This window comes from Rhizobium sp. AG207R, assembly GCF_027109195.1.
Lineage (GTDB): Bacteria > Pseudomonadota > Alphaproteobacteria > Rhizobiales > Rhizobiaceae > Rhizobium > Rhizobium dioscoreae.
Map to the genome: position 1 here is coordinate 199,155 of NZ_JAEPVT010000012.1, position 15,035 is coordinate 214,189.

The window sequence follows — 15,035 nt, forward strand, 5'->3', positions numbered from 1 at the left end:
AAGCTATGTGAGGAACCTCATCAGACTTTCGCGAGCGCCTGTTCCAGGTCGGCGATGATGTCCTTGACGTCCTCGATGCCGATCGACAAACGCACGACATCCGGGCCGGCACCGGCGGCAACCTTCTGCTCGTCAGTCAACTGTTTGTGGGTCGTCGAGGCGGGATGGATGACGAGCGAACGCGTATCGCCGATATTGGCAAGATGCGAAAAGAGCTCCAGACCTTCGACCAGCCCCTTGCCCGCTTCATAACCACCCTTCAGTCCGAAGGTGAAGACCGAGCCCGCGCCTTTCGGTGAGTAACGCTGCTGGAGGGCATGGTTCGGATCGTCTTCCAGGCCGGAATAGTTCACCCATGCCACCTTTTCCTGCGCTTTCAGCCAACGCGCAACGGCAGCCGCATTGTCGGAATGGCGCTGCATGCGCAATGGCAGCGTCTCAATGCCGGTCAGGATCAGAAAGGCATTGAATGGCGAGATGGCTGGCCCGAGATCGCGCAGGCCTAGCACCCGGCAAGCAATGGCGAAAGCGAAGTTGCCGAAAGTCGAATGCAGAACGACGCCGTTATATTCCGGGCGCGGTGAAGACAGCATGGGATAATTGCCCGAGGCGGACCAGTCGAAAGTGCCGCCGTCGACGATGATGCCGCCCATGGAATTGCCGTGGCCACCGAGGAATTTTGTCAGCGAGTGCACGACGATATCGGCGCCATGCTCCAGCGGCCGGATGAGATAGGGGCTTGCAAGGGTGTTGTCGACGATCAGCGGCAGGCCATGCTTGTGCGCGATGGCCGCGATCGCGGCGATATCGACGAAGGTGCCGCCGGGATTGGCAAGACTTTCGATGAAGACGGCGCGGGTGCGGCCATCGATCTGCGCCTCGAAGGTCGCAGGATCGGCGGAATCGGCCCAGTGGACTCGCCAGTCGAAATTCTTGAAGGATTGCCCGAACTGATTGACCGAGCCACCATAGAGCCGCTTGGCCGCAACAAAATTGTCGCCCGGCTGCATGATGGCATGGAAAACGAGCAGCTGTGCCGCATGACCGGAGGCCACCGCGAGAGCCGCGGTTCCGCCTTCAAGAGCCGCCACCCGCTCTTCCAACACCGCCTGCGTCGGGTTCATGATGCGCGTGTAGATATTGCCGAACTGCTGCAATCCAAACAGTGCAGCGGCATGATCGGCGTCCTGAAAGACGAAGGAGGTCGTCTGGTAGATCGGCGTCGCGCGCGCGCCTGTCGCCGGGTCTGGCTGCGCGCCGGCGTGGATCGCAAGCGTGTCGAAACCTGGGTTGTTGGTTGGCATATTTTTCCTCCCGCCGGATCTTGTTCGTAACGGGAAAAGCATAACGCCTGGCATATGAAAGTTAACCGCGAACTTTGCCGTGCTTCTCGGCTCGCGGAAAAAACTTGCCATCTTTCAGTGAGATCGCGCGATAAACGGCAGAATGCAGCCGTCATGCATGATCTCGGTCAAGCGACCAGACGCGGATACTCGATAGCCGGGCAGCGGTCCATGACGACCCTTACCCCCGCAGCTTCCGCTCTCGCCGCAGCCGCATCGTCACGCACGCCGAGTTGGCCCCAGATGACCGGGGGCCGCGGCTCGATCATGATCGTCTCCTCCACGACCGATCGGAGATATTCCGGCGCCCGAAAAACATCGACCATATCCACAGGCTCGGGAATGTCGGCCAGGCGTGCATAGACCCATTGCCCCAGAATTTCCTTGCCGGCCTGTCCGGGATTGATGGGGATGACGCGATATCCCCTGTTCAGGAGATAGGCCATCACACCGTTGCTCGGGCGCGCGGGATTGGGCGAAGCGCCGACGAGCGCGATGGTCCTTACGGACAAGAGGATATCGGCTATATAGGAATCGTCATAACTATCGTGGTTCATCACGAAGCCTCCCACCTCGATCACACTTGCGTTTTGTCACAAATATGGAAACCGCAATGGCGGTCTCCGCGTATATATATTGTATTATAACAACTTCAGGGAGGATTACTCAGATGAAAAATTTCATCCTGCTGGGCCTGCTCGTCACTTCGGCCGCGACGCCGGCATTGGCGATTTCGCGATATAATTCCATGTCCATGACCTGCGCCGAGGCCAGGGCGGTCATCAATCGGGAGCGTGCAGTCATCATGCGTTATCCGGCCAGAAGAACACCGAACATGACGCTCTATGATCGCTATGTTGCGGACAGCGGCGCATGCGATATGGGCTTTTACGCCTATCAGGATTATCTCCCCACGAAGGATCGCGCTTCCTGTCCGGTCTATATATGCAGGCCGACGACCGACCTCGATGACGATGATTTGATTTTCCGACGCTGATCGCAATAGACTACGGCTGGATATGACGGACGGCTCACGAGTTCGATACGACCATTGATTGTCCCAGGCACGGTGCATCTTGGGCCCTATGGCCGCGCGCGGGCATTTATACGCCTGTGTTCAAGCCCCTCTCCAAAGCGCTTTCATAAATTTTCCTGAAGCCGCGGGGTTGCGTTCTCAGGAAATGCAATCTTTGTTCGCTTTTTATTCGCATATAAATTAGAAACTTCGCATAGATAGTCAATTCCAACGAGAACCGAATGCGAACGCGGAACATATGCTATTTGATTATTTTCCCACAGAATAATTTTCGAGTTCGCGCAATGATATTGCCCTGCCAATTTTTGGTTCGACGATTCTATACTTATCTCTTAGTATGATTTTCATCAGCAGCATCGCGCGCTCTACCTGTAATATTTTTCACCTCTTGTAGAATTATCCACTCTATTCATGAGGGGAAGAGAGATTGCGCGCGGCGTTTTCGCGTCGATTTTCCCACGCCCGACAACACGCGGCGTTGCAGGCGACACAGCCCTCTGTCGTTTTTAAGTAAGAAGTGTCTAATGCTACTCTCGCGTTCACAGGACATGCGATATTTGTTCGCGCTTCATACTCCAATAAATTAGTTACTTATAATGCTGAAAAGAGCGATCTGGAACATAACAAAAACACCATTCTCAGCGCCCGACATGACCGGAGCAAATGGCAAGCCGTCAGAATGACCGATATTTCGTTGCTTTTCGATGTATTGCTGATCATATGGGGACCGCACTCCCACAAAATACCAAGCATTGCCATTACGCCTGCCAATTTCCGAGGTTTTCCGTGTCTCTCGACGTTATCGCGCTCGTTCTTTTCGGCGCCCTGCTGCACGCGACGTGGAATGCGATCATCAAGGCCGGAACCGACAAATCGCTCGATGCGGCGCTGGTTTCGGCCGGCGGCGCGGTCGCGGCATTGCCCCTTCTGCCGTTCCTTCCCCTGCCCGCCTCAGCGGCATGGCCGTTCATCGGTGCCTCGGCCATCCTTCAATTCGCCTATTTCCAACTGGTGGCAGCCGCTTATCGCGCCGGGGATATCGGGCTCGTCTATCCGCTGATGCGTGGTGTCGCACCGCTCATTATTGTCTCGACAAGCAGCTTCATTTTGAAGGAAACGCTTTCGGGCGGCGCATTGATCGGCACCATGGCCATTTGTGCCGGCATATTGACGCTTGCCTTCGAGGCCCGAAAGGGCAGCCGCCGGGCGATCGTTCTCGCCCTCGCCAATGCCGTTGTCATCGCGACCTATACCTATGTGGATGGCATCGGCGCGCGGATATCGGGCAATTCGGTATCCTATACTCTGTGGATGGCACTCCCTCCCCCCATTCTCCTTTTCGCCTGGGCGATATCGCAACGCGGCATCAATGCCGTCGCCGCCCACGTCCGTTACAACTGGTGGCGCGGGCTTATCGGCGGCGGCGGTTCGATCGCTTCCTACGGGCTGGCCTTGTGGGCGATGACCAAGGCGCCGGTCGCCATGGTCGCCGCCTTGCGCGAGACTTCGATCCTCTTCGCTTTGGTGATATCCGTCGTCGTTTTGAAGGAGCGGTCCAGCATCTGGCGCTATATTGCCGGCGCCATTATTGCTGGCGGAGTGCTGGTTTTGCGGCTTGGCTGACGATAAATTATGTGGTCTTATTTTACCACATAAACAACATATTGATTTTACTTTATAATTTTTGCGGCCTGTCAATCAGGCGATATTGACCCTGGCCCTTAATCGATCTATAAGCCGCCGCAGATTGCAGCCTCTCCCGGCTGCTTTCTTTTTTGGCACGCATTCATACGCGCCAAACCAAGCAACAAGAAACGCCCAGACGCCTTCGGGCCAAGGGTCCTAAAAGAGAGTATGCAACATGGCAACCTTCTCCCAGAAGCCTGCAGAGGTGGAGAAGAAGTGGGTTCTCATCGACGCCGAAGGGCTTGTCGTTGGCCGTCTCGCTTCTATCATCGCAATGCGTCTGCGCGGCAAGCATAAGGCTACCTTCACGCCGCACGTCGACGACGGCGACAACGTCATCGTCATCAATGCCGACAAGGTCGTCTTCACCGGCAAGAAGTACGAAGACAAGGTTTACTACTGGCACACCGGTTATGCCGGCGGCATCAAGGAGCGTACGGCTCGCCAGATCATCGAAGGTCGCTTCCCGGAGCGCGTCGTTGAGAAGGCCGTCGAGCGCATGGTTCCCCGCGGCCCGCTCGGCCGTCGCCAGATGAAGAACCTGCGCGTCTACGCCGGCTCCAACCATCCCCACGAAGCCCAGCAGCCGGTCGTCCTCGACGTCGCCAAGCTGAACAAGAAGAACGTAAGGAGCGCCTGATAATGGCTGACCTTTCCTCCCTGAAGGACCTCGGCACGACGTCTGAAGCAGCTGCTGCTCCGGTTCACGTCCGCAAGGTTGACTCGCTCGGCCGCTCCTACGCGACCGGCAAGCGCAAGGACGCCGTCGCCCGCGTATGGGTCAAGGCCGGCTCCGGCAAGATCATCGTCAACGGCAAGGACTACACGGCTTACTTCGCCCGTCCGGTTCTGCAGATGATCCTGCGTCAGCCGATCGTCGCAGCTGCCCGTGACGGCCAGTTCGACATCGTAGCAACCGTAGCCGGCGGCGGCCTCTCCGGCCAGGCTGGTGCCGTTCGTCACGGCCTGTCCAAGGCGATCACCTACTTCGAGCCTGGCCTGCGCTCGGTCCTGAAGAAGGGTGGCTTCCTGACGCGCGACAGCCGCGTTGTCGAACGCAAAAAGTACGGCCGCGCAAAGGCACGTCGTTCGTTCCAGTTCTCCAAGCGTTAATCGCTTACCCGAGATCGGATTTTTGGAAAGGCCGGGTTTTCCCGGCCTTTTTCTTTTACATCATGAGAAAAGATGCAGATCCGCGAAGGCAAGCGGCACATTTTGTGGCAAAGTCCCGATACAAGCACCGGGAGAGTTCAATGCGTGGATTCATCTTTTCGCTTCTGTTTTTGATTGCCAGCGCCGTACCCGTTCTGTGTGACGATGCCCAGCCAGCTCCGCCTGCAGAAACGACGGCGGATATGCAGAGCATGAAGGATTTTCTCCACGCAAATGCCGATTGTCGCGAGTTCAACGACAGCTGCTCCTACTGTGTCGTGACCGATGGGCAGGCCGAGTGTTCCACGCCGCAGATCGCCTGTGTGAAAAAGGCATATCAATGCACCGCTAGATCGAGCAAATAATCACCGGATCTTGGCTTATAATTCCAGCCTGAATTTCCAGATTTGACCGCTCTCCGGAGAAACACCATGAGCAAGAGTACTTCATCGCGTTTCGCGGCCACTCCCGAGCCGCCCTATTACATCGTCACATTCGCGTCGCTCCGCACCGAAGGCGACAACGGCTATGGTTCGATGGGCGAGCGCATGGAAGAACTGGCAAGGGCGCAGGATGGCTTTCTTGGGCTTGAAAGCGCGAGAAGTGCCGATGGTTTCGGCATCACCAACTCCTTCTGGCGGGACGAGGAAAGCATCCTCGCCTGGAAGAACGTGGTGTCGCATCTGGCTGCGCAGAAACTCGGGCGCGAGCGCTGGTACGAAGAATACAAGGTTCGCATAGGTAGGATAGAATGGGCCTACGACTTTCAAGCGAGCAAAGGAGAGGCCCTTGCCGAGCACATCGATTGACCATGCCTTTACCGCGGCAAGCCTGACCTCGGCTGCGAGCGACCCGACCTTTGCCGGCGCGCTCTCCTTCATGCGCCGCCGCTTCACGAAATCGCTTGATGGTGTCGATGCCGTGGTTTGGGGCATCCCCTTCGATGCCGCCACCTCGAACCGGCCGGGAACGCGTTTCGGACCGCAGGCGATCCGCCGTGCGTCGGCCATCTTCGACAATGATCCGCAATATCCGTTCAATCGCGATCTTTTCGCCGAGATGGCCGTCATCGACTATGGCGACTGCCTGCTCGACTACGGCAATCATCAGGAGACACCCGCTGCAATCGAAAGACAGGCGGCCACGATCCTGGACAGCGGCGCCTTCATGCTGACCCTAGGGGGCGATCACTTCGTCACATGGCCGTTGTTGAAGGCGCATGCCGCCAAGCATGGGCCGCTGGCACTGGTGCAGTTCGACGCCCATCAGGACACCTGGTTCGATGACGGCAAGCGTATCGACCATGGCTCCTTCGTCGCGCGCGCCGTACGTGACGGGCTGATCGACCCCGATCGCTCCATCCAGATCGGCATCCGCACGCATGCGCCGGAGGATTTTGGTATCCAGATCCTCTATGGCAATCAGGTTGAAGATATGAGCGCCGGCGATATCGCTTCGATGATCATTTCTCATACCAAAGGCGCACCAACCTATCTGACCTTCGATATAGATTGCCTCGATCCGGCCTATGCCCCGGGCACGGGAACGCCGGTCGCGGGCGGCCCTTCCAGCGCCAAGATCCTGTCGGTGCTGCAGCGGCTGCATCAGCTTGACATCCGGGGGGCCGATGTCGTCGAAGTGTCGCCCGCCTACGACCACGCCGACATCACCGCCATTGCGGGGGCGACCGTGGCGATGTATACGCTCGGTCTCCACGCCGAACGACGTGCGAGCGGTCGTTGAGACATGATTTCGGGATAGGTGGGACGGTTTTCGAAAGCCGCCTTCTGCTTCCACAGCGGCCGTTATGAAATTGAATCAACTGCATGGCAAACTGAGTCCGGAAACACTCTGAACCTATTGAAAGAGCAGGAATAAGATGGCACCGAAAATCTTCATCGATGGCGAACACGGAACCACGGGCTTGCAGATCCGCACGCGCATGGCCGACCGCCGCGATGTCGAGCTGCTGTCCATTCCCGAAGCCGAACGCCGCAACGCCGCCATGCGCGAGGACATGCTGAATAGCGCCGATATCGCCATCCTCTGCCTGCCCGACGACGCGTCGAAGGAAGCGGTGAAGATGGTGGCGGGCAACAACAACGTCCGCGTTATCGACACCTCGACGGCTTTCCGCATCCATCCCGACTGGGCCTATGGCTTTGCCGAAATGGACAGCAACCAGGGCAGCAAGATCAAGGCAGCACGTTTCGTTGCCAATCCCGGCTGCTATCCGACAGGTGCGATCGGTGTCATTCGGCCGCTGCGCGCCGCCGGCATCCTTCCGACGGACTATCCCGTGACGGTCAATGCCGTGTCGGGCTACACGGGCGGCGGCAAGCAAATGATCGCCCAGATGGAAAATCCGGATCATCCGGATGCGATCACCGCGCCGCACTTCCTCTATGGCCTGCCGCTGACCCACAAGCATGTGCCCGAGATGACGACCCACGGCCTGCTGGAGCGCGCGCCGATCTTCTCGCCCTCCGTCGGCCGCTTCCCCCAGGGCATGATCGTACAGGTGCCGCTGCATCTTGGCGATCTCGCGGAAGGCGCGACGCTGGAGAGCATTCATGCCGCGCTCGTCGAGCATTATGCCGGTCAGAATATCGTTCAAGTCGTTTCGCTCGATGAGAGCCGCGCCCTGCCCCGCATCAACGCCGTCGAGCTCGCCGGCAAGGACACGATGAAGCTCTTCGTCTTTGGCACGCCGGGCGGAGCGCAAGTCAATCTGGTGGCGCTGCTCGACAATCTCGGCAAGGGCGCATCGGGTGCAGCCGTACAGAACATGGATCTGATGCTGAGCGCCTAACTCAGCCCGACGCAAATCGAAGCTTGTTCGGCCCGGCCCGTTCATCCGTAGAGGATCGATCAGGCCGGGCTTTTTACATGCCCGCAAGGGGTTTTGCGCGATTTCGAGCTCGCCATTGTTTGCGGCCTTATTTTTGCCGCCGCTCTAAATTAGCCGAAGCTACACGGAAAAGTGAATGCCTGCGAGGCTCCGCGACCAATTGTCGGCCGGATTTCCTCTTTAACGGCTTTGCTGGTCCGAATGGGCGGGACGTTTAAAACTATCCCTTTTTTCAATGAATATCCAAGAATGAGCCATCGTAAAGGAATTGGTTACCATAATTCGGCATGCTTCCAGACAGCCGGCAAGTTGGCGACCGAACGCGACACTCGCGTTAGGGCGCGTGTGCGTTCTTGAGCCGGCTTGGTGTCTGTGTAGTTTGGATAACGAGTATCATGGCGTTCGTGACCGAAACGTTCGGTAACTTCAATTCGCGCTCCGGCTACGCCTCGCGATCAAAAAAATCCTTCAGCATCCGTCCCGGCACCCTGGCCACCGGCGTCGCAGTCGCTGCTTTCGCCTGGATCGCGGCGACGCTGATGACGACGCAATCGATGGTGCTATCGCTTCCCGGCGCAGCGGCGCCGACCGATAATTTCCTGGCGCCCCGCGCATCGGCATTCATCGTTCCGCCAAGCCGCGCGGCCCATCCCGTCCGCTACGCCAGCCAGACGACCTCGCTGCATGGACAGAGCCGCTTCGGCAGCATCGCAGACGCGGATGTTCAAACGAAAGGTGTCGGTGCGGACGCGGTTCGACTGCAACTAGCCTATGCGCTTGCACAGCAGACCTCCGAAATGAAACAGGCGCAGGACGTAGCGGCGAGCATCAAGAGCGGTCGTATCGAAGTGGCCGCGGCTTCACCCGAGAAGATCGACCATTTGCGCAAGGTCATCGCCATAAACTTCGCGACTGCAATGCAATCGCTGAGCCAAGCAAAGTATGCAGCCGCGCTGATACCTGCCGCAAGTCCTCTAAAGACGACCGGACAGCCGGCTGCGGTTGCTTCGGCAGCCCCCGCGGTAAGCTTGCCCGCCGTTGCGGAAGCCAAGCCTTTGCCCGCCAAGGACGCCGACATTGCGGTGGCCGAAGCCGTTCTGAACGTCATTCCGGTGGCCCGCCCTGCCCGCGAGACACCGACACCCATGCAGCGCGCCAATGCCACGAGCGCGATCGCCAGAGCGACGGGCGACGAAGCAACCGCTCAGCCACCATCACGTCTCACGGCGTATGCCGATCCGGATGACAGTTCCGTGCGCAAGACGAAGCCGTTCATCAATCCGTTTGCGGCGATCAGCCCCGGCGCAGGCACGGCGATCTACGACATCGAGGCGAAAACCGTTTATTTGCCGAGCGGCGAGCGCCTCGAGGCCCATTCCGGCCTCGGCCACATGCGCGACAATCCCCGCTATGTCGACCGCAAGAATACCGGCCCGACGCCGCCTGAAACGTATAACCTGACTTATAGGGAAAGCCTGTTCCATGGCGTGCAGGCGCTGCGCCTGACACCTGCAAACGGCGCTCGCGTCTATGGCCGCGATGGCCTGCTGGCTCACACCTACATGCTCAGAGGCGGCCGTGGCGAATCGAATGGCTGCGTGGTCTTCAAGGATTACAATCGCTTCCTGGCTGCCTTCCGGCGCGGCGAAATCAAGCGGTTGAAAGTCGTCTCGCGGATGTCGTCGGCGGCAAGCGTCGCTTCTGCGCGGTAAAAGGATTCGAGGCGCAAAGCGCCTCAATCTCTCACGACGATCGATGTCTGGCGCGGCAGTTCACCATAGAACCCGCGCCAATTGGCAATCGCGAAGCCGAAGACGATCAGGGCGCCGGCCTGATGCGCCAAGGCCAAATGCAGCGGCACGTGCAGCAGCAGCGTCGAAATGCCAAGGATCGCCTGGATCAGCACAAGCACGAAGAGAACGACGGATCGCCGCGCATGGGTCGTTTGCGCCGCCGCGCGCAGCGAGATGATCATGTTGACGGCGACCACGGCGAAGAGCGCATAGGCGCCGAGGCGGTGAACGAACTGGACCGTCTTCGGGTTCTCGAAGAAATTGATCCAGCCCGGCGACTGTATGAAAAGATCACTCGGTACGACGGCGCCATCCATCAGTGGCCAGGTATTGTAGCTGAGGCCTGCATCGAGACCGGCGACGAGCGCGCCGAGATAGATCTGAAACAAGGCCATAAAAGCAATCAAACCGGCGAGTTTTGCTGAATGACGTGTAGGCGGCGGCTCGTTCGAATGCGGCGACAGGGCGCGCATGAACCACATGCAGGCGGCAAAGATCAGACAGGCCGTCACGAGATGCGTCGCAAGGCGATATTGGCTGACGTCGGTGCGCGCTTCGAGCCCCGAGGAGACCATCCACCAACCGATCGCGCCCTGAAGGCCGCCGAGGAGGAAAATGCCCGCAAGCGGCAGCCAGAGCTTGCGCTCGACGCGGCCCGTCAACACGAAGAACAGTAGCGGCAGGCCAAAGATGATACCGATGGTGCGGGCCAGCAGGCGATGAGCCCACTCCCACCAGAAGATGCCCTTGAACTCTTCGACCGTCATATCCTTGTTCAGGATCTGGAATTGCGGGATGCGCTTGTAGAGATCGAATTCGTCCTGCCATTCCTGCGCATTCAGCGGCGGGATGACGCCATGGATCGGCTGCCATTGTGTGATCGACAGGCCGGAATTGGTGAGGCGCGTGGCACCTCCCACCAGCACGAGACCGAAGAGAACCAGAAGCACGCAGGCGAGCCAGATGCGTATGGCGCGGCGATTGCGGTCCTGACGAGCCACTTCCTTCAAAATAGCCTGCTCGGTCGTAAAATTAGTGGCAGCCATGGCTTCTCCCTTCGATCAGGCTGTTGATTTGCCCGATAGGGGCGTGCAAAACAAGTCCCGGGAGTTTGCGGCATGCCGTCGCGGCATGCTGCCATAATGAGGAGAAAACCCCGTGCCCCTTCGCCTGCGCAAATTCATTGGCATGATCCTGCTGGTGCTGCTGGTTGCAATCTATGCGATCGTCGCCATGATCGTTGCAGTGCGAACGCTTGCAGATCAACCCGGCTGGGTGCATTTCCTCTATTTCCTTTTCAGCGGCATCATCTGGGTGCTGCCGGCAATGGGCATCATCAAGTGGATGGCCGGGCCGCGCCCGCAGTAACGCGCGTTCTGGCAGGATTTACATTAGGCTAACCCTGATCCGCACCTTGTCCGGCGCGAGTGTCCATCTTAAGCCAAAAATAAGCCGTTGCCCGCCAGACTGCGCCCGAATACCGCCGGAGCGGAGAAGATCGGATGCAGACCCAGACGCGAGATATCGCTGGCATGGCCGCCGAAGCAGCGGATAAGCGGATTGCGTCCATCGAGATGGAGCCCGCCGCCGCCGATCAGTTGCGGGTCGACATCTTCGACAGCATGGCACCGCTCGAAGCCGAATGGCGCGCGCTGGAACGGGACGATCTCAACTCGCTGCACCAGAGCTATGACTGGTGCGCAGCTTGGGTGGAGAACCTCGAACGTCCTCTCGCCATCATCCGGGGCTCGATCGGAGACCAGGTTGCTTTCATCCTGCCGCTCGAAATCATTCGCAGTCGCGGGACAAGACGAGCCGAGTTCATCGGAGGCCACCACAACAATATCAATACCGGATTGTTTTCAGCCGAGTTCCTGGAGAATGGGGGTTTGACGGCTCCCCAGGCGAGCGCCATCTCGGCGGCTTTGCGCGGCAAGGTGGACGTCGTCATCCTGCGCAACGTCCCGCTCGAATGGCGCGGCCGCAAAAATCCGCTCGCTTTGCTGACGTCGATCGAAAATCAGAACCACGCCTTTCAGATGCCCTTCCTCGGCAGTTTTGAAGCAAGCCTAAAGCAGGTCAATGCCAAGCGCCGGCGCAAGAAGTTCAAGCATCAGAGCCGGCTTCTCGATGCCAGGGGCGGCTACGAATATGTGATCGCCGGTCCTGACGAGCAGGACGCATTGCTCGATCTGTTCTTCCGGCAGAAGGCGATCCGCTTCGAGGATGCCGGCCTGCCCGATGCGTTCAAGGATGGCCGGATCAAGGCTGCGCTGCACGCCATGTTGCGCCGACGCCAAGGCGATGGCATCGGCGCGACGCTGGAGATGCATGCGCTGCGCCTAAAAGGCGAACACGAGGGCCATATTCCAGCCATCGCTGCCCTGTCCCGCAAGGGAGATCATGTCATCTGCCAGTTTGCCTCTATCGATGAGGCTCTGGTTGCGGAGGCGAGCCCCGGCGAATTGCTGTTTTGGCTGATGATCGAGCGGCTGCATCGCGAAGGCGTCGCGCTCTTCGACTTCGGTATCGGCGACCAGATTTACAAGCGTTCCTGGTGCCCGATGGAAACGGTGCAGTATGATCTCTTCCTGCCCGTCTCAGGCATGGGGCGTCTCGCGGCGATGGCGAACCGGGTCATCACGCGTACGAAGGTCGCGATCAAATCCAATCGCAAGCTCTATTCCTTCATCCAGCGGCTGCGGGCACGGCATGGAGCCGGCACCGCATCGGATGATGGAGGCGGCGACGCGGATTGATCAGGCTGCGTCCCGGCGCGTGTCCGGATCATGCTCCTCGCGCCAGCCGGACATCAGAATGATGTGCTCGTAGCCGGCCTTCTGGAATTCCGTCATGGCAGCGATGAACTGGCTTTCGTCGGGCTCAGGCATGGAGAGGATGATTTCCGTCTCCTTGCTGCGCGTCAGCCGTGCGACGCCGGAGACTTCAGCCGCGCCACATTCCACCAGAACGATGTCATAGGCCGAACCGAGTGCGTCGAGGATCAGCGACAGACGATCGGCGCCGCGCATGGCACGGGCAAGGTCGCTCATGCCCTGCGGCACGAGATGGGCATCCGACAGGCGATCCGGATGGATCGTATCGGCAAAGGCCGCTTCGCCGCAAAGCAGGTCGGTTACGCCAGGAAGTTCGTCATGCTCTGCCATGAGTCTGGAGGGACATCCGGTGCCGGTCATATCGACCAGCACGATACGGCTCCCCGCATCGGCGATGGTCCGCGCCAGCATGACAGTCGCGGTCGAACCATTATCACCGGTCGGAGATATGGCGATCGCCAGCCGCGAGCCGCTGTCGATCAGATAATCCGCGACGGATTGGATGGAGAAATCTTCCTCTTCCTCCGTCGCGCGAGCAGCCTGCCTGGGTTCATGGTCCGGAGCGATTGCAGTGCCCGGGGCGGCAGCGGCGTCGGGCGCAATTGCAGTGTCTGCAACCTGAACCGCGATGTCTTCTGGCGGGATCGAAAGCATGCTTGCCGGCGCCTCGGCACCGCTCGCGCTCGCAACTGCCCGAACCGGAGCAGGTTCGACGACGGGTCGAGTGCGCTTCGCCGTCTCCAGCATGACGGCATCTTCCCTGCGGGCAGGCCCGACCGGCCGCAATGCACGGCCGCTGAACAGCTCCGCGAGCATGATAACGATGGCCGTGAGGATGAAGGTGGCAAGGGTAGCGACGATGACGATCGGGCCGACTTTCGGGAAAGAGGGATCGACCGGTTCGACCGCCGTGGAAACGATGCGCGCATCGGCAGGGCTGGAATTCTTGTCGACGCGAGAGGCCGCTTCGCGATAACGGGCAAGATAGGTCTCTAGCAATTGTCGCTCTGCCGCAGCTTCACGCTCCAGCGCATTGAGGCCCACTTCGTCCTCCCCTGCCCGGGCGCTATCGGCCTTCAGCGTATTCGATTGGGCGAGGAGCTGCTGTTCGCGCAGCTGCGCTACCTTCGCCTCGTTCTCGATGCTTGCCAGAATCCTCTGGGTCTCGCGATCGATCTGCTGACGGATATCGACGAGTTGCGCCCGCAGGCTCTTCAGCCGCGGATGCCCATCCATCAGCGTCGTGGACAGATCCGATATCTGCGACTCGAGATTAGACTGGGTCGCCTTCAGCCGCTGAATGGTTTGCGAGCCTGCGACGTCGGCAAGCGTATCGGTGGAACGGCCGCTGGACAGTGCGCTGCGCACCGCCTGCGCCCTCGCCTCGGCATTGGCCTTGTCGCCACGCACCTGCGCCAGCTGCGTCGAGATATCCGCGAGCTGCTGCGTGGCGAAATTGTTGTTCTGACTGGTCTGGAGAAGCCCGTTGGCGGAACGATAATCCGCAACCTTCTTTTCCGCCTCGCTCACCTTATCGCGCAGCTTGGCGATCTCCGGCTCCAGCCAGCGCGTCGCCTCGCTATTGGAATCGAGCTTGGCGCCGCTCTGCATGGATAGATAGACCTGCGCCATGGCATTCGGCACGCTGGCGGCGAGATCCGGATTGCGGGACGTGAAGCTGATGCCGATCACGCGTGAGCTGTTGATCTGATAGACCTGCAGGCGGCTGTTGAAGGCGTCCAGCATCCGCTCTTCCGGGGCCTTGTCGGCCGCCGCCCGCTTCAGATGCAGCTTGATCAGAATATCAGAGAGAGCAGAACCGTTGTTGCCGGCGGCGAATTCGGGACGATCGTAGAGCTTGAGATTGGTAATGACCTGTTTCACCAGATCCGCCGACTGCAGGATCTGCACCTGGCTGGCAATATTCAACTCGTCCAGCAGCGGGCCAGCACCGGCATCGTTGCCCGATGTCGTCGCCGCAAAGGCAGGCGCACGCTGCTCGATGAGGATGCGGGCCTCGCTGCGATATTCCGGCGACATGACCTTGGCGATCGCGAATGCCGCGCAGGCGCCTGCCAGCGTGATGGCAACGACGCGCACCCGCCGCTGCCACACAGCGCGAAAGAGCTGAGCGAGATCGATGTCCACATCCTGCTGGGTGTTGTTGACACCGGACATATGCAAAACTCCGTAATAGAAAGCCAAAATTAATCGTAAACGACTATGGTAACCCAAGCGTTAATAGTATTTCGCCAGCATTATTTTTGGCATCTCTAATTTTTTCCTGGAATTTGATTTGCTCTTTACCGACCGTTAACCCTAACGGATCGATAACGA

15 protein-coding genes are annotated in these 15,035 nt (G+C 59.2%); 11 read left to right on the forward strand and 4 right to left on the reverse strand.

The genetic code is table 11. The features are described from left to right. Nucleotides 1-20 precede the first annotated feature (20 nt). Together JJQ51_RS26575 and JJQ51_RS26580 are read right to left on the reverse strand one after the other, a co-directional pair. Complete coding sequence (locus JJQ51_RS26575; protein WP_152093451.1) at nucleotides 21-1,304, reverse strand: O-acetylhomoserine aminocarboxypropyltransferase; 1,284 nt, start codon at nucleotides 1,302-1,304, stop codon at nucleotides 21-23. A 167-nt stretch (nucleotides 1,305-1,471) separates the two neighbouring features. Continuing rightward, the gene (locus JJQ51_RS26580) at nucleotides 1,472-1,900 is read right to left on the reverse strand and encodes a CoA-binding protein (protein ID WP_015339469.1); all 429 of its coding nucleotides are present in this window, start codon (nucleotides 1,898-1,900) and stop codon (nucleotides 1,472-1,474) included. 113 nt (nucleotides 1,901-2,013) lie between these two features. On the opposite strand from JJQ51_RS26580, the gene JJQ51_RS26585 reads away from it, so the two are divergent. The 9 genes from JJQ51_RS26585 to JJQ51_RS26625 all read left to right on the forward strand — a co-directional run bounded on the left by JJQ51_RS26585 (nucleotide 2,014) and on the right by JJQ51_RS26625 (nucleotide 9,780). Continuing rightward, entirely contained in the window at nucleotides 2,014-2,340 is a 327-nt protein-coding gene (locus tag JJQ51_RS26585; protein WP_113329005.1) for a hypothetical protein, read from the forward strand. Nucleotides 2,341-3,165: 825 nt separating this feature from the next. After that, nucleotides 3,166-4,002: an EamA family transporter gene (locus JJQ51_RS26590; RefSeq protein ID WP_113390105.1), complete on the forward strand. Its 837-nt coding sequence runs from the start codon at nucleotides 3,166-3,168 to the stop codon at nucleotides 4,000-4,002. Between the two features lie 238 nt (nucleotides 4,003-4,240). Then, complete coding sequence (gene rplM / locus JJQ51_RS26595) at nucleotides 4,241-4,705, forward strand: 50S ribosomal protein L13 (protein WP_004122374.1); 465 nt, start codon at nucleotides 4,241-4,243, stop codon at nucleotides 4,703-4,705. A gap of 2 nt (nucleotides 4,706-4,707) precedes the next feature. After that, nucleotides 4,708-5,178, forward strand: coding sequence for a 30S ribosomal protein S9 (rpsI, locus tag JJQ51_RS26600; protein WP_069616279.1), 471 nt, complete (start codon nucleotides 4,708-4,710; stop codon nucleotides 5,176-5,178). Nucleotides 5,179-5,318: 140 nt separating this feature from the next. Further along, complete coding sequence (locus JJQ51_RS26605) at nucleotides 5,319-5,582, forward strand: hypothetical protein (protein WP_113354727.1); 264 nt, start codon at nucleotides 5,319-5,321, stop codon at nucleotides 5,580-5,582. A 66-nt stretch (nucleotides 5,583-5,648) separates the two neighbouring features. Next, complete coding sequence (locus tag JJQ51_RS26610) at nucleotides 5,649-6,026, forward strand: antibiotic biosynthesis monooxygenase family protein (protein ID WP_269245516.1); 378 nt, start codon at nucleotides 5,649-5,651, stop codon at nucleotides 6,024-6,026. Continuing rightward, nucleotides 6,007-6,960: an agmatinase gene (speB, locus tag JJQ51_RS26615; protein WP_113354726.1), complete on the forward strand. Its 954-nt coding sequence runs from the start codon at nucleotides 6,007-6,009 to the stop codon at nucleotides 6,958-6,960. Before JJQ51_RS26610 ends, speB begins: the two co-directional genes overlap by 20 nt. A 136-nt stretch (nucleotides 6,961-7,096) precedes the next feature. Then, entirely contained in the window at nucleotides 7,097-8,029 is a 933-nt protein-coding gene (gene argC, locus JJQ51_RS26620; protein WP_113354725.1) for an N-acetyl-gamma-glutamyl-phosphate reductase, read from the forward strand. 434 nt (nucleotides 8,030-8,463) lie between these two features. Beyond that, nucleotides 8,464-9,780 carry a DUF2778 domain-containing protein gene (locus tag JJQ51_RS26625; protein WP_113390104.1) on the forward strand — a complete coding sequence of 439 codons (1,317 nt, stop codon included), beginning with the start codon at nucleotides 8,464-8,466 and terminating at the stop codon, nucleotides 9,778-9,780. 23 nt (nucleotides 9,781-9,803) lie between these two features. Here JJQ51_RS26625 and JJQ51_RS26630 read toward each other — a convergent pair whose 3' ends face one another. Continuing rightward, a complete protein-coding gene (locus tag JJQ51_RS26630) occupies nucleotides 9,804-10,907 on the reverse strand; it encodes a COX15/CtaA family protein (RefSeq protein ID WP_113354723.1) in 1,104 nt (367 codons plus the stop codon). Between the two features lie 112 nt (nucleotides 10,908-11,019). Here JJQ51_RS26630 and JJQ51_RS26635 point away from each other — a divergent pair, with 112 nt between their 5' ends. Both JJQ51_RS26635 and JJQ51_RS26640 read left to right on the forward strand, forming a co-directional pair. Further along, complete coding sequence (locus JJQ51_RS26635; RefSeq protein WP_069616272.1) at nucleotides 11,020-11,229, forward strand: DUF2842 domain-containing protein; 210 nt, start codon at nucleotides 11,020-11,022, stop codon at nucleotides 11,227-11,229. A 134-nt stretch (nucleotides 11,230-11,363) separates the two neighbouring features. Beyond that, nucleotides 11,364-12,620 (forward strand): GNAT family N-acetyltransferase, encoded by a 1,257-nt coding sequence (locus JJQ51_RS26640; RefSeq protein WP_113354722.1) that lies wholly within the window; start codon nucleotides 11,364-11,366, stop codon nucleotides 12,618-12,620. Here JJQ51_RS26640 and JJQ51_RS26645 read toward each other — a convergent pair whose 3' ends face one another. Further along, complete coding sequence (locus tag JJQ51_RS26645) at nucleotides 12,621-14,876, reverse strand: GumC family protein (RefSeq protein WP_113329015.1); 2,256 nt, start codon at nucleotides 14,874-14,876, stop codon at nucleotides 12,621-12,623. Nucleotides 14,877-15,035: the final 159 nt, after the last annotated feature.

Bases quoted from the DNA above. Each gene is read 5' to 3' on its own strand.
- JJQ51_RS26575 (WP_152093451.1), bottom strand. From the start codon at position 1,304: ATGCCAACCAACAACCCAGGTTTCGACACGCTTGCGATCCACGCCGGC.
- JJQ51_RS26580 (WP_015339469.1), bottom strand. From the start codon at position 1,900: ATGAACCACGATAGTTATGACGATTCCTATATAGCCGATATCCTCTTG.
- JJQ51_RS26585 (WP_113329005.1), top strand. From the start codon at position 2,014: ATGAAAAATTTCATCCTGCTGGGCCTGCTCGTCACTTCGGCCGCGACG.
- rplM (WP_004122374.1), top strand. From the start codon at position 4,241: ATGGCAACCTTCTCCCAGAAGCCTGCAGAGGTGGAGAAGAAGTGGGTT.
- rpsI (WP_069616279.1), top strand. From the start codon at position 4,708: ATGGCTGACCTTTCCTCCCTGAAGGACCTCGGCACGACGTCTGAAGCA.
- JJQ51_RS26605 (WP_113354727.1), top strand. From the start codon at position 5,319: ATGCGTGGATTCATCTTTTCGCTTCTGTTTTTGATTGCCAGCGCCGTA.
- JJQ51_RS26610 (WP_269245516.1), top strand. From the start codon at position 5,649: ATGAGCAAGAGTACTTCATCGCGTTTCGCGGCCACTCCCGAGCCGCCC.
- argC (WP_113354725.1), top strand. From the start codon at position 7,097: ATGGCACCGAAAATCTTCATCGATGGCGAACACGGAACCACGGGCTTG.
- JJQ51_RS26625 (WP_113390104.1), top strand. From the start codon at position 8,464: ATGGCGTTCGTGACCGAAACGTTCGGTAACTTCAATTCGCGCTCCGGC.
- JJQ51_RS26630 (WP_113354723.1), bottom strand. From the start codon at position 10,907: ATGGCTGCCACTAATTTTACGACCGAGCAGGCTATTTTGAAGGAAGTG.
- JJQ51_RS26640 (WP_113354722.1), top strand. From the start codon at position 11,364: ATGCAGACCCAGACGCGAGATATCGCTGGCATGGCCGCCGAAGCAGCG.
- JJQ51_RS26645 (WP_113329015.1), bottom strand. From the start codon at position 14,876: ATGTCCGGTGTCAACAACACCCAGCAGGATGTGGACATCGATCTCGCT.